The organism is Curtobacterium sp. SP.BCp (genome assembly GCF_051903255.1).
GTDB lineage: Bacteria > Actinomycetota > Actinomycetes > Actinomycetales > Microbacteriaceae > Curtobacterium.
Genome location: NZ_CP194338.1, coordinates 217,233 through 230,441 on the forward strand (window position 1 = coordinate 217,233; position 13,209 = coordinate 230,441).

14 protein-coding genes are annotated in these 13,209 nt (G+C 71.2%); 13 read left to right on the forward strand and 1 reads right to left on the reverse strand.

Translation table 11 applies throughout. From position 1 onward, the window contains the following. From folP to ACRQ4C_RS01165, 12 genes are all read left to right on the forward strand, one after another. Positions 1 to 996: a dihydropteroate synthase gene (gene folP, locus ACRQ4C_RS01110; RefSeq protein ID WP_439689742.1), complete on the forward strand. Its 996-nt coding sequence runs from the start codon at positions 1 to 3 to the stop codon at positions 994 to 996. Further along, positions 993 to 1,400 carry a dihydroneopterin aldolase gene (gene folB, locus ACRQ4C_RS01115; protein ID WP_290133228.1) on the forward strand — a complete coding sequence of 136 codons (408 nt, stop codon included), beginning with the start codon at positions 993 to 995 and terminating at the stop codon, positions 1,398 to 1,400. The genes folP and folB overlap by 4 nt, the downstream gene beginning before the upstream one ends. Further along, on the forward strand, positions 1,397 to 1,993 hold the full coding sequence (gene folK / locus ACRQ4C_RS01120) for a 2-amino-4-hydroxy-6-hydroxymethyldihydropteridine diphosphokinase (RefSeq protein WP_439689743.1): 597 nt from the start codon (positions 1,397 to 1,399) through the stop codon (positions 1,991 to 1,993). Before folB ends, folK begins: the two co-directional genes overlap by 4 nt. Then, positions 1,990 to 2,478, forward strand: a complete 489-nt coding sequence (locus tag ACRQ4C_RS01125; protein ID WP_290133226.1) for a DUF3180 domain-containing protein — start codon at positions 1,990 to 1,992, stop codon at positions 2,476 to 2,478. Before folK ends, ACRQ4C_RS01125 begins: the two co-directional genes overlap by 4 nt. Positions 2,479 to 2,494: 16 nt before the next feature. After that, complete coding sequence (locus ACRQ4C_RS01130) at positions 2,495 to 3,016, forward strand: PH domain-containing protein (RefSeq protein ID WP_400411260.1); 522 nt, start codon at positions 2,495 to 2,497, stop codon at positions 3,014 to 3,016. Between the two features lie 10 nt (positions 3,017 to 3,026). Further along, positions 3,027 to 4,790 (forward strand): PH domain-containing protein, encoded by a 1,764-nt coding sequence (locus tag ACRQ4C_RS01135; RefSeq protein WP_439689744.1) that lies wholly within the window; start codon positions 3,027 to 3,029, stop codon positions 4,788 to 4,790. Next, positions 4,787 to 5,479, forward strand: a complete 693-nt coding sequence (locus tag ACRQ4C_RS01140) for a Rossmann-like and DUF2520 domain-containing protein (RefSeq protein WP_354670487.1) — start codon at positions 4,787 to 4,789, stop codon at positions 5,477 to 5,479. Before ACRQ4C_RS01135 ends, ACRQ4C_RS01140 begins: the two co-directional genes overlap by 4 nt. A gap of 92 nt (positions 5,480 to 5,571) precedes the next feature. Beyond that, a complete protein-coding gene (gene lysS / locus ACRQ4C_RS01145) occupies positions 5,572 to 7,080 on the forward strand; it encodes a lysine--tRNA ligase (RefSeq protein ID WP_439689745.1) in 1,509 nt (502 codons plus the stop codon). Between the two features lie 29 nt (positions 7,081 to 7,109). Next, positions 7,110 to 7,313, forward strand: coding sequence for a hypothetical protein (locus tag ACRQ4C_RS01150; protein WP_290133222.1), 204 nt, complete (start codon positions 7,110 to 7,112; stop codon positions 7,311 to 7,313). Between the two features lie 104 nt (positions 7,314 to 7,417). After that, positions 7,418 to 7,543, forward strand: coding sequence for a hypothetical protein (locus ACRQ4C_RS01155; RefSeq protein ID WP_290133221.1), 126 nt, complete (start codon positions 7,418 to 7,420; stop codon positions 7,541 to 7,543). A gap of 74 nt (positions 7,544 to 7,617) precedes the next feature. Next, entirely contained in the window at positions 7,618 to 7,749 is a 132-nt protein-coding gene (locus ACRQ4C_RS01160; RefSeq protein ID WP_275935013.1) for a hypothetical protein, read from the forward strand. A 345-nt stretch (positions 7,750 to 8,094) separates the two neighbouring features. Continuing rightward, entirely contained in the window at positions 8,095 to 9,165 is a 1,071-nt protein-coding gene (locus ACRQ4C_RS01165) for a sigma-70 family RNA polymerase sigma factor (RefSeq protein ID WP_290133220.1), read from the forward strand. Between the two features lie 158 nt (positions 9,166 to 9,323). Here ACRQ4C_RS01165 and ACRQ4C_RS01170 read toward each other — a convergent pair whose 3' ends face one another. Continuing rightward, positions 9,324 to 10,256, reverse strand: a complete 933-nt coding sequence (locus ACRQ4C_RS01170) for an NAD(+)/NADH kinase (RefSeq protein ID WP_400411247.1) — start codon at positions 10,254 to 10,256, stop codon at positions 9,324 to 9,326. A gap of 258 nt (positions 10,257 to 10,514) precedes the next feature. On the opposite strand from ACRQ4C_RS01170, the gene ACRQ4C_RS01175 reads away from it, so the two are divergent. Next, positions 10,515 to 13,013, forward strand: a complete 2,499-nt coding sequence (locus tag ACRQ4C_RS01175; protein ID WP_290133218.1) for an ATP-dependent Clp protease ATP-binding subunit — start codon at positions 10,515 to 10,517, stop codon at positions 13,011 to 13,013. Positions 13,014 to 13,209: the final 196 nt, after the last annotated feature.

Genomic DNA, 13,209 nt, shown 5'->3' on the forward strand with positions numbered 1-13,209 from the left:
ATGACCGACCTGCCGACGAGACGCTCGCGTCGCCTCGCCGAGGCGGACCGTGCTCGCGCCGCAGAGCACGAGGCGCGCGCCGCCGCGGCGGAGCCGCCGACGGTCGCGATCGACCTCCGTGCACCCGCGCCGGTGCCGGAGATCGTGACCGGCCGTCGGCGTGACCGCGCGCCGGAGCAGCCCGCCGAGGACCGCACGCGCGTCATGGGGATCCTCAACGTCACGCCGGACTCGTTCAGCGACGGCGGACTGCACCAGGCGTACGACGACGCCGTGCAGCACGCCCGTGACCTCGTCGCAGCCGGGGCCGACCTCGTCGACGTCGGTGGGGAGTCCACCCGGCCCGGCGCCGAGCGCGTCCCGGTCGACGTCGAGCAGGACCGCGTCGTCCCGGTCGTCCGCGAGCTGGTGTCCGAGGGCATCGCCGTCAGCGTCGACACGATGAACGCGTCGACGGCCGAACGCGCGGTCGAGGCCGGCGCGGCGATCGTGAACGACGTGTCCGGCGGGCTCGCGGACGACGACATGGCCCGGGTGGTCCGCGACACCGGTGCCGGCTTCGTCGTGATGCACTGGCGTGGGCACAGCGATCGGATGTACCGGAACGCCGAGTACGCGCACGCCGTCGAGGAGGTCCGTCGCGAGGTCGAGCACCGCGTCGCCGAGCTCATCATCCTCGGCGTGCGTGAGGAGCAGGTGGTCATCGATCCGGGCCTCGGGTTCGCCAAGCAGGGTGTCCAGAACTGGGAGATCCTGGCCGGCTACGAACGCTTCGCCTCGATCGGGCTGCCGGTGCTCGTCGCCGCCTCCCGCAAGCGGTTCCTCGACGGGGTCGGCAGCGCTGCCGGCGCACCGCCGCGGGACCGCGACCTCGCCACCGCCGCCATCAGCCTGCTCGCCGCCGAACGCGGCGCGTGGGGGGTGCGCGTGCACGACCCCGCACCGACCCGTGCGGTACTCGACGTCTGGGACGCCTGGAGGGCAGCACGATCGTGAGGGACACCATCCGACTGACCGGGGTCCGTGCCCGGGGGAACCACGGCGTCTTCGACCACGAGCGCGCCGACGGACAGGACTTCGTCGTCGACGTCGCGGTCGAGGTCGACGCCCGGGTGTCGTCCGGCTCCGACGACCTCGCCGACACGGTCCACTACGGTGTCGTCGCCGAGCAGGTCGTCGCGGAGATCGAGGGCGGTCCGGTCGACCTCATCGAGACGCTCGCCGAGCGCATCGCCGCCGCCGTCCTGAGCCACCGGGCCGCGCTCGCGGTCGAGGTCACGGTCCACAAGCCGCAGGCGCCCATCACGGTGCCGTTCACCGACGTCTCGATCACGATCCGGCGGGCCCGCGGTGGCGCCCTGCCCGAGGGCGACGACGCCCGCGCCGAGGAAGAAGAGTGAGCCGCGCGGTCATCGCGCTCGGCGCCAACCTCGGTGACCGGGGCAGCACCCTGCGCGCCGCGGCCTCGGCGATCGCGGCGCTCCCCGGCGTGACCCCGGTGGCTTCCAGCCGTGAGGTCGAGTCCGTGGCCGTGACGCTCGACGGTCGCGACGAGACGAAGCCGCGCTACCGGAACGCCGTCGTCGTCGTGGACACCGACCTCGAGCCGCAGGCGCTCCTCGACGCGCTGCACGGCATCGAGGACGAGCACGGCCGCACGCGCGAGGTCCGGTGGGGCGACCGCACGCTCGACCTCGACGTCGTGGCGATCGACGACCTGGTGATCGACACGGCCACGCTCACGGTGCCGCACCCGCGCGCGGCCGAGCGGGCGTTCGTGCTCGCGCCCTGGGTCGACGCGGACCCGGCGGCGGTGCTGCCGGGCGCCGGGTCGGTGGCCGAGCTGCTCGACACCATCGGCGACGACACCGAGCGCGTCGACGAGCCACGCCTGTTCGACGACGCGACCGCGCAGGGCGCCGCGACCGTCCCGGCCACCGCGACCCGCGGGGTCGACCCGACCCGCGCCTCCAGGCCGGGGGAGCACGCATGAAACCGACCCGCGCCTCCGTCCTCGTCAGCGTCGCGGTCGTCGCCGCCGTCGCGGGCTTCGCCGTCGACGCCGTCCTCGCCTCCCGTGGCGCCCCGACGCTCCTGCTCTCCGTCCCGCTCGGCCTGACCCTCGCGTTCATCGGCGTCGCGGTCGTCCTGATGGCCCGCCCCGTCCGACGTCACGCCAAGGAGGGCGTCCTCCGGCAGCGCCCGGTCGACCCGCTGTACGCGACGCGGGTCGTGGTCCTCGCGAAGGCGTCCAGCATCGGCGGCGCGCTCTTCGGCGGGTTCGGCATCGGGCTGTTGCTGTACCTCCTGACCCGCAACGTCACCCCTTCGCTAGGCTCGACCCTGCCGAACGCCGTGGCGCTCGGCGGAGCCGTCGTCCTGACGGTGTGTGCCCTGGTCGCCGAACGGATGTGCATCGCACCGCCCGGCGACGACGACCAGGACGACCACCGCGGCGGCTCGGCGGCCACCAACTGAGGGAGCGGAGCCCGCGATGCCGAGAGAACGACTCGACGAGCCGGGCCTCGGCCTGACCGGCACCACCTGGACCCGGGTGTCGCCGAAGCTCGTGTGGACGGAACTGGTGACCACCGTCGCGATCGGTGTCGTCGTGACCGCGGGGTGCGTGCTCCTCGGTGTGGTGAACGGCGGGTTCGACCGGACCGCCGGCACCGTTTGGACGCTGATCGGCATCGCCGTCGGCATCGTCGCGCTCGTCACGGCCGTGCTCACCCCGCGACGGGTCCGCTCGATCGGGTACGCGCTCCGGGACGACGACCTCGTCTTCCGTCGCGGTCTGATGTGGCAGCGCTTCACAGCCGTGCCGTACGGCCGCATGCAGCTCGTCGACGTCGCGCGTGGCCCGCTCGACCGGGCGCTCGGCATGAGCGAGCTGAAGTTCGTCACCGCTGCGGCCGCGACGAACGTCCGGATCCCCGGGATCCCCGCGGCGGACGCCGACGACCTCCGCGACCGCCTGGTGGAGCTCGCCGAGTCCCGCCGCGCCGGACTCTGAGGGGGTCGTCGTGACCTTCCGCCCCGGACCTCCGCCGCCGACCCCGCCGAGCCAGGTCGGCAACGCCGCAGCAGCGGCCCCGCTGACCGACGGGGAGTGGCACCGGCTGCACCCGCTGACGCCCCTGCTGCGCGGCGGCATCTTCCTCATCGTCGTGCTCGGCTACGTGCTCAACAGCTTGCGCGACCAGCTCGTCGAGTTCTTCATCCCCGGCGGTGGACCGTCCGACGACGGCGACCCGGTCCGCTACGTGTACGAGCACGGGGCCGTGGGCTGGGTGCTGCTCGGCATCGCGGTGCTCCTGGTGTTGCTGATCGGGCTGTTCTACCTGTCGTGGCGGATGCACGAGTTCCGCGTCACGGGCGAGATCGTCGAGGTCCGCTCGGGCGTGCTCTTCCGCAACCACCGGAAGGCCCGGCTCGACCGCATCCAGGGCATCAACATCTCGCGGCCGATCATCCCGCGGCTCTTCGGCACCGCGAAGCTCGAGATCGCGCAGGCCGGCAACGACGCCAACGTGCAGCTCGCCTACCTCGGGTCGAAGCCCGCGGAGGACCTCCGCCGCCGCATCCTCGTGCTCGCCTCGGGCGCCAAGGAGGACGAGCAGCAGGCTCCGGGGCGACCGTCCTCCGGCGTGCTGCAGGACCGGCTGGACGAGGTCTTCTCGCCCGAGCTCGACCCCGCCGCGGTGCAGGCCACCCGGGTCGTCAAGGTCCACCCCGGTCGGCTCATCGCGTCGATGCTGCTCTCCGGGACCACCGTGTTCCTGCTCGCGGCGATCGTGGCGATGGTCGTGAGCATCGCCGTCACCGGCGAGTACGGCATCCTCTTCGGACTCTTCCCTGCCGTGATCGGCGCCGGCGGCTACTACGTGCGGAAGTTCTCACGGTCGCTGCAGTACACGATCGCCGAGACGCGTGACGGCATCCGCATCGGCTTCGGCCTCGTCTCGACGTCGAACGAGACCCTCCCTCCCGGGCGCATCCACGCCGTGAGCGTCGCGCAGCCGCTGCTCTGGCGTCCGTTCGGCTGGTGGGACATCCGCATCAACCGCGCCACGAACGCCGGCAACGGGCAGTCCACCAACCAGCAGGCGTCCTCGATCGTGCTGCCCGTCGGCCGCGCAGAGGACGTCCGCGAGGTCCTCGACATCATCCTTCCCGGCCTGGTCGGCACCGCCGTCGCGGGCCCGCGGGCATCGCAGGAGGAACTGCGCGAGGGGTCGGCGGAGGCCGTCAGCGTCGTCGACGACAGCCTCACCACCTCCGGCGACCGCGGCGGCTTCGTCCACTCGCCCCGCCGCGGCGCGTGGCTCCGCCCGCTGTCCTTCCGCCGCAACGGGTACCGGTTCGTGCAGGGCGCGGTCCTGTTCCGCCTCGGTGCCGTGTGGCGGTCCCTCGTCATCGTGCCGCTGCCGCGCGTCCAGAGCGTCAAGGTCGAGCAGGGGCCGCTCGAACGCGCCCTCCGGCTCGCCTCGGTGCACGTGCACACCGTGCAGGGCCCCGTGAGCGCGCGCCTCGGTGCGCTCGACGCGCACGACGCGCAGCGGCTGTGGTCGGACACCGCGCACCGTGCCGTCGAGGCCGCCGCGGTCGACACCTCCCACCGGTGGCGCGAACGGGAGGCACGGCTCGCGCCCGCCGCGGACGGACCCGACGCGCAGGGGGTCGCCCCCGGCGCCGCGCCGACCACGTCGACGCCCGAGCCCGCCTGGCGGGGGCAGGACGGGCCTCCCGGCTGGGACCGCACCCCCACCCCCGGAGCTGCGCGGTGAGGGCGGGACGGCTCGGCGTCGGCATCGTCGGCGCGGGACGGGTCGGACCCGTCCTCGGGGCCGCGCTCGCGAACGCGGAGCACGCGGTCGTCGGCGTGACCGCGGTGTCCGACGCCGGGCGGGACCGCGCCGAGGCCATGCTCCCCGGGGTGCCCGTCCTCGCGACGCCGGACCTCGTCGAGCGGAGCGAACTCGTGCTGCTCGCCGTACCGGACGACCAGCTCGGGTCCCTCGTCCAGGGCCTCGCGGACGCCGGGATCTGGCAGCCAGGACAGCTCGTCGTGCACACGAGTCCCGACCACGGCACCGACGTCCTCCGACCGGCGCTCGCCGCCGGGGCGATCCCGCTCGCGATCCACCCGGCGATGGTCTTCACCGGCACGAGCGTCGACCTCACCCGCCTCCGCGACGCGTACTGCGCCGTCACCGCCCCGGCTCCCGTGCTCCCGATCGCGCAGGCGCTCGTGGTCGAGATGGGTGCGGAGCCGTTCGTCGTCGCCGAGCAGGACCGGCCCGCGTACGCCGACGCCGTCCGGGCAGCCGCGAGCTTCTCGACCGCGATCGTCGAGCAGTCCGCCGGGACCCTCGACGGCATCGGGGTCGAGCACCCCGGCCGGGTCCTCGGTGCCCTGGTCCGCAGCGCGGTCGACAACGCGCTCGCCGCGGCCGACGGCCAGGCGCGGCTCTGACAGTCGGTCCTGACGTCCGCGGTTCCCGGCCGGCCGTCCGCGCCGGGTAGCATTTCCGCATCCCCCACGACCCCACCGGAGCCGCACCCTTCATGAGCGAAGCAACCGCCGCCGCAGCAGACGACCTGTCCGCCGAGGAGACCAGCGAGCAGCGACAGGTCCGGCTCGACAAGCGGTCGAAGCTCCTCGACGCGGGGATCGAGGCCTACCCGGCCGCGCTCCCGATCACGACGACGATCCCCGAGGTCCGCGCGCAGTACGCGACGCTGGAGACCGGCGAGGAGACCCAGGACGTCGTCGGCGTCGCCGGGCGCATCGTGTTCTCGCGCAACACCGGCAAGCTCTGCTTCGCGTCCCTGCAGTCCGGTGACGGCTCCCGCATCCAGGCGATGGTGTCCCTCGCCGAGGTGGGCGAGGAGTCGCTCGCGCGGTGGAAGGAGTTCGTCGACCTCGGCGACCACGTCTTCGTGCACGGCCGCGTCATCTCCTCGCGTCGTGGCGAGCTGTCGATCATGGTCGACGACTGGGCGATCGCGGCGAAGGCGATCCTGCCGCTCCCGAACCTCCACAACGAGCTCAACGAGGAGACCCGGGTCCGCCAGCGGTACCTCGACCTCATCGTGCGCGAGGACGCTCGGAAGACCGTCCGCGCCCGTGCCGCCGTGATGGCCTCGCTCCGGCACACCTTCGCGTCGCACGAGTACCTCGAGGTCGAGACCCCGATGCTGCAGACCCAGCACGGCGGGGCGTCGGCTCGCCCGTTCGTCACGCACTCGAACGCGTTCGACACCGAGCTGTTCCTCCGCATCGCGCCCGAGCTCTTCCTCAAGCGTGCGGTCGTCGGCGGCATCGACCGGGTGTTCGAGGTCAACCGGAACTTCCGCAACGAGGGCGCCGACTCGACGCACTCGCCCGAGTTCGCGATGCTCGAGGCCTACCAGGCGTACGGCGACTACGAGCAGATGGCCGACCTCACCCAGGAGCTCGTGCAGAACGCCGCCCGTGCGGTGACCGGCGGCTCGCTCGAGGTCACCTGGGCCGACGGCACCACGTACGACCTCGGCGGCGAGTGGCCGCGCATCGACATGTACGGCTCGCTGTCCGAGGCGGCCGGGCGCGCGATCACCCCGGAGACGCCGCTGTCCGAGCTGCAGGCACTCGCCGATGCCGAGGGCGTCGAGGTCGTACACGCCACGCACGGCAAGTACGTCGAGGAGCTCTGGGAGCACTTCGTCATCGACTCGCTCGACCGCCCGACGTTCGTGATGAACTTCCCGGTCGACACCTCGCCGCTCACCCGACAGCACCGCGCGCGTCCCGGCATCGTCGAGAAGTGGGACCTCTACGTCCGCGGGTTCGAGCTCGCGACGGCGTACTCGGAGCTCGTCGACCCGGTCGTGCAGCGGGAGCGGTTCGTCGAGCAGGCGAAGCTCGCTGCCGGCGGCGACCCCGAGGCGATGCGCGTCGACGAGGAGTTCCTGCGGGCCCTCGAGCACGCCATGCCGCCGTCGGGTGGCATGGGCATGGGCATCGACCGGCTGCTCATGGCGATCACCGGCCTCGGCATCCGCGAGACGATCCTCTTCCCGCTGGTCAAGTAGCCTTCGGTCGGGGGAGTTAGGATGACCCGGTGCCGCATGGAGTCGTGACCGGGATCATCTTCGCCCTGACGCCGACCGTCATCGTCGGCCTCATCTTCTGGTTCGTCATGCGCGCGATCCTGCGGGCGGACCGCACCGAGCGCGCCGCCTACGCCAAGGTCGAGGCCGAGGAGCGCGCCCGCTTCGAGCGGGAGCACGGCCGTCCCGCGCCGTCGCCCGCGTCCGCCGAGTAGTCGCCCACCGAGTCGGCAGCGCCGCTGACGGCGACGCCGTCCGGGTCGGTGTGCACACTCATCGCGTTCACCGGCGGTTCACGCAGCGGTGCTGCACTGGCGGCATGACCACCGTCCCGCCGGACCCCGCCGACCTCGACCCCGAGGACGCCTTCGGCCACCCGGTGCTCGGCGACCCCGCACGGGACGAGCAGTGGGTCGACGGGGACGAGGACGACGTCGACGTCTGACCGCCCGGGCTTCGTCACCCACCGTTCACCGGCCCGTCGCGAGCAGGTCGCTCCGCGGGGCGAGCATCGTCGGCATGCCCATGCAGCAGTTCCCTGCCGGTCGCAGCCTCGTCGGCGACATCGAGAGCGAGTACGACGAGTTCGACCGCGACGCCGACCTCGAGGTCTCGAAGCGCCGTGACGGGTGGCTCGAACCCTCCTGGTGACCCCCACCCGTTCGGTATTCGGGGTACGACGGCCAGATCACACCGACCTGGTCCGCCGTACCCCTTTCTTGTGTCCACCCGGCGCGGTGAGCCGGGGTACACCCTCGGAAACGCGGAAGAAACACCACTGCAACGCCGGAAACATCGCGTCACACCCTTGTTCTCGGGCCTGGAGTGGGGCCAGACTGGCCCCACGCTGTACCCCGTGGGGGACGGTTCGGAGGGTGAAGCACGGAGAAGCCTGGGAATCGATCACATCGATTTGTGGGGTACACCTCGCAACCGCTTTACTCATCAACACCCCCACCTGAGGCCCATCACCGTCGAACGCAGGGAGAGCGTCACATGACGATCGCAACGGCAGCACCGACCACGAACGGCACCACCACCCGCCGCAGCACGACCAAGAAGGCCGCGGCCGCGAAGACCGCGGACGCGACCGTCGAGTCGACCACCCTCGGCACCGAGGTCGAGGCCGACGAGCAGCTCGCCGGCGTCCGCGGCGCCTCCGTCGACCAGGTCGGCGACTACCTCCGCCACATCGGCCGCCTCTCGCTCCTCACCGCCGAGGAAGAGGCACAGATCGCCCGGCGCATCGAGGTCGGCCTGTTCGCCGAGGAGAAGCTGCACACCGAGTCCGGGCTCGACAAGAACCTCCAGCGCGAGCTGCGCTGGCTCGTCCGCGACGGTGAGCGCGCCAAGGAGCGCATGATCACGTCGAACCTGCGCCTCGTCGTGAGCATCGCCAAGCGCTACTCGCAGCGCGGCCTGCCCTTCATGGACGTCATCCAGGAGGGCAACCTCGGCCTCGTCCGCGCGGTGGAGAAGTTCGACTTCACCCAGGGCTACAAGTTCTCGACCTACGCCACGTGGTGGATCCGCCAGGCCATCTCGCGCGGTCTCGCCGACAAGGCCCGCACGATCCGCATCCCGGTCCACACCGTGGAGCTCATCAACAAGATCAGTCGCACCGAGCGCGACCTCACCGTCGACCTCGGCCGTGCGCCGATGCCCGACGAGGTCGCGGCGGAGCTGAGCATGAGCGTCGAGGAGCTCCTCGACCTGAAGGGCCGTTCGCACGAGCCGGTGTCGATCCACACCGTCGTCGGCGACTCGGACGACAGCGAACTCGGTGACTTCATCGAGGACGAGGACGCCGCGAGCCCCAACGAGCTCACCGAGACCACGCTGCTGCACCGGGACATCCGGTCGATCGTGGCCGAGCTGCCGAGCGACGAGGCGAACGTGATCCGCATGCGCTACGGCCTCGACGACGACAAGCCGATGACGCTCGACGAGATCTCGAAGATCGTGCACACGACCCGTCAGGCCGTCAGCCGGGTGGAGTCGCGCGCCAAGCTGCGCCTGTTCGCCAAGGCGGTCTCGCAGGACATGCAGCTGTACCTGACCGACTGAGGTCAGCGAGGAACTTCGGCCGGGGCAGCTGCTCCGGCTCGGGGAACCGGACCGACCTGTGGGAAGGCGGTCCGGTGGGGTGATGGGAAGGCCCGTCCCGGCGATGCCGGGGCGGGCCACTCGTACGTCCGGGCCCGGTACGACCCCGCCCGCAGCGTCTACTGCTCGAGGTCGTGCGAGAGCCGCTGGCGCAGGTCCTGCGGGATGAGTTCGATGAGCTGGTCGGGACGCACCGGCAGGTCGAGCAGGCTGAGCTTCACCCGCCCGGTGCGGCCGTGCCGTGCTGCGTCGAGCCGGACCACGCTCGACGCGTCCTTCCGGAGGCGGACGTCGATCTGGGCGCCCGTCGCGACCTCGCCGACGACGAGACCGTCGACCTCGAGTGCCGCACTCCGCGTGCCCTCGGCGATGTCGAGTCGGTACCGCTCCCGCGCCGCCAGGACCACCGAACGGTCGATGCCGGCCATCGGGGCGACCGGGGTGACGACCGATCCCGAGAGCGCGGGGGAGAGCACCGGGCCGCCCGCTGCGTAGTTGTAGGCGGTCGACCCGGCCGGGGTTGAGGCCACGATGGCGTCGGCCCGGTAGTAGCCGTAGCCGAGGCCGCCCACGCTGAGGTCCGCCGAGACCTGCCCGGCCCCGGGGCGTCGCACCACCGTGAGGTCGTTGAACGCGAGGTACTCCGTGCGGGCACCGCTCCAGGACAGCTTCGCCTCGAGGGCGTGGTGCGGCTCGAGCTGGTACTCGCCGGCGGAGAGCCGTTCGAGCGCCGCCTCGAGCTCCGGCGGCTCGATCTCGACGAGGAAGCCCACGTTGCCGTAGTTGACGCCGAGCACGGGGACCGGGCGTCGGGCGACGAGCCGCATCGCCCCGAGCATGGTGCCGTCGCCACCGAGCGCCACGACCATGTCGACCCGGTCGGTGAACTCGTCCTCGTCGACGACGTCGATCGTGCCGCCGAGGCGCTGCGCGTCCGCCCGTCGGGCGATGAGCTCGCCGCGGCCGGAGGCGTTCCAGCGGCGCAGGGTCTCGACGGACTCCTGCACGTTCTTGGTCGGGTGGACGACGAGGCCGACGACGGGCTGCTCCATGCCCGGATGGTACCGACTCCCGCCGGACAGCACCCTCCGGGTCGCGTCGTGACGGACCGCCGGACGGGAGGCGCGGGGCGGGCCCGCACCGCGCCTCCCGGCCGTCTCGTGGTCGCGCCGGGCGCGGCGCGCGACCGCGCTGTGCGCCAGGCGCACCAGGGGTCACGCCCACGGCGAACAGGGGCAGACCACTCGGGGTCGGCTGGTTAGTCTCGATGTACGTCACCGGGCCAGTACCGGTCCGGCAAGGGAGAGCACATGTTCGAGAGATTCACCGACCGAGCCCGTCGTGTTGTCGTCCTCGCTCAAGAAGAAGCGAAGATGCTCAACCACAACTACATCGGCACCGAGCACATCCTCCTCGGCCTCATCCACGAGGGCGAGGGCGTCGCCGCCAAGGCGCTGGAGTCGCTCGGCATCTCGCTCGATGCCGTCCGCGAGCAGGTCCAGGACATCATCGGGCAGGGGCAGCAGCAGCCGACCGGGCACATCCCGTTCACGCCGCGCGCCAAGAAGGTGCTCGAGCTGTCCCTGCGCGAGGCGCTGCAGCTCGGCCACAACTACATCGGCACCGAGCACATCCTCCTCGGCCTCATCCGCGAGGGCGAGGGCGTCGCCGCCCAGGTGCTCGTCAAGCTCGGCGCGGACCTCAACCGCGTCCGCCAGCAGGTCATCCAGCTCCTGTCCGGCTACCAGGGCAAGGAAGCCGTCGCCGTCGGCGGCGAGACCCAGCAGAACGCGCAGCAGGGGTCGCAGGTCCTCGACCAGTTCGGTCGGAACCTCACCCAGGCCGCCCGCGACGCCAAGCTCGACCCGGTCATCGGGCGCGAGAAGGAGATGGAGCGGGTCATGCAGATCCTCTCCCGTCGCTCCAAGAACAACCCCGTCCTGATCGGTGAGCCCGGCGTCGGCAAGACCGCGGTCGTCGAGGGCCTCGCCCAGGCGATCGTCAAGGGCGACGTCCCGGAGACGCTGAAGGACAAGCAGCTCTACTCGCTCGACCTCGGGTCGCTCATCGCCGGGTCCCGCTACCGCGGTGACTTCGAGGAGCGCCTCAAGAAGGTCACGAAGGAGATCCGCACCCGCGGCGACATCATCGTCTTCATCGACGAGATCCACACGCTCGTCGGTGCGGGTGCTGCCGAGGGCGCGATCGACGCCGCGTCGATCCTCAAGCCGCTCCTCGCCCGCGGTGAGCTGCAGACCATCGGTGCGACCACGCTCGACGAGTACCGCAAGCACTTCGAGAAAGACGCCGCACTCGAGCGCCGCTTCCAGCCGGTGCAGGTCAACGAGCCGTCGCTGCCGCACGCGATCAACATCCTCAAGGGCCTCCGCGACAAGTACGAGGCGTTCCACAAGGTGTCCATCACCGACGGTGCGATCGTCGCCGCGGCGAACCTCGCGGACCGCTACGTGCAGGACCGCTTCCTGCCGGACAAGGCCATCGACCTGATCGACGAGGCCGGCGCACGCCTCCGCCTGTCGATCCTGTCGGCGCCGCCGGAGCTCCGCGAGTTCGACGAGAAGATCTCGACGGTCCGCGGGTCGAAGGAAGCCGCGATCGAGGAACAGGACTTCGAGAAGGCCGCGTCGCTCCGCGACGAGGAGAAGAAGCTCCTCGGCGAGCGTCTCCGCCTCGAGAAGCAGTGGCGTGCGGGTGACGTCGCCGCGTCCGGCACCGTCGACGAGGGCATCATCGCCGAGGTGCTGGCGCAGGCCACGGGCATCCCGGTGTTCAAGCTCACGGAAGAGGAGACCTCGCGCCTCGTCTTCATGGAGAAGGCCCTGCACGAGCGCGTCATCGGTCAGGAAGAGGCCATCTCGGCACTCTCGAAGACGATCCGCCGCACCCGCGCTGGCCTGAAGGACCCGAACCGCCCCTCTGGCTCGTTCATCTTCGCCGGCCCCACGGGCGTCGGGAAGACCGAGCTCGCCAAGGCGCTCGCCGAGTTCCTCTTCGACGACGAGGGCGCGCTGATCTCCCTCGACATGTCGGAGTTCGGCGAGAAGCACACGGTCTCGCGGCTCTTCGGTGCCCCTCCCGGGTTCGTCGGCTTCGAGGAGGGCGGCCAGCTCACCGAGAAGGTCCGCCGCAAGCCGTTCTCCGTGGTTCTCTTCGACGAGATCGAGAAGGCCCACCCGGACATCTTCAACTCGTTGCTGCAGGTCCTCGAAGAGGGTCGTCTGACCGATGGTCAGGGCCGGGTCGTCGACTTCAAGAACACCGTCATCATCATGACCACGAACCTCGGTTCGCAGGGCATCGCTGGTGGTCCGGTGGGCTTCCAGATCGAGGGCGACTCGGGCGTCGGCTACGACCGCATGCGCTCGAAGGTGAACGAGGAGCTCAAGAAGCACTTCAAGCCGGAGTTCCTCAACCGCGTCGACGACACGATCGTGTTCCCGCAGCTCTCGCAGTCCGAGCTGCTGCAGATCGTGGACCTCTTCGTGAAGCGTCTGGCGGACCGCCTGCTCGACCGCGACATGACGGTGGAGCTCACGCTCGCCGCCAAGGAGCAGCTCATCAAGGTCGGGTTCGACCCGGCTCTCGGGGCTCGCCCCCTGCGTCGCGCGATGCAGCACGAGGTCGAGGACCAGCTGTCCGAGCACATCCTGCAGGGTGAGCTGAACGCCGGCGACCACGTGAAGGTCGACTTCCACGACGGTGCGTTCCAGTTCGAGACCGGGCGTCAACCGGGTCGCGAGGAGGTCCTCACCGGCGCTGCCGAGCCGGCTGGCGAGATCGAGTCCTAGGACGCGACCACCTTCTGACGGGCGCGCCCCGCTCAGCGGCAACGCGAAGCGTTGTGCGGGGCGCGCCGACCGAGCCTGCGAGGGAGGACGGTGCCAGCTGGCACCGTGCCTCCCGTCCGTCGTGGGTCGTGACCAGTCCGTATCCCGTCACGTTGCGCGGATGGCACACCACATCCACTGCTCGGTCGCGGTACGG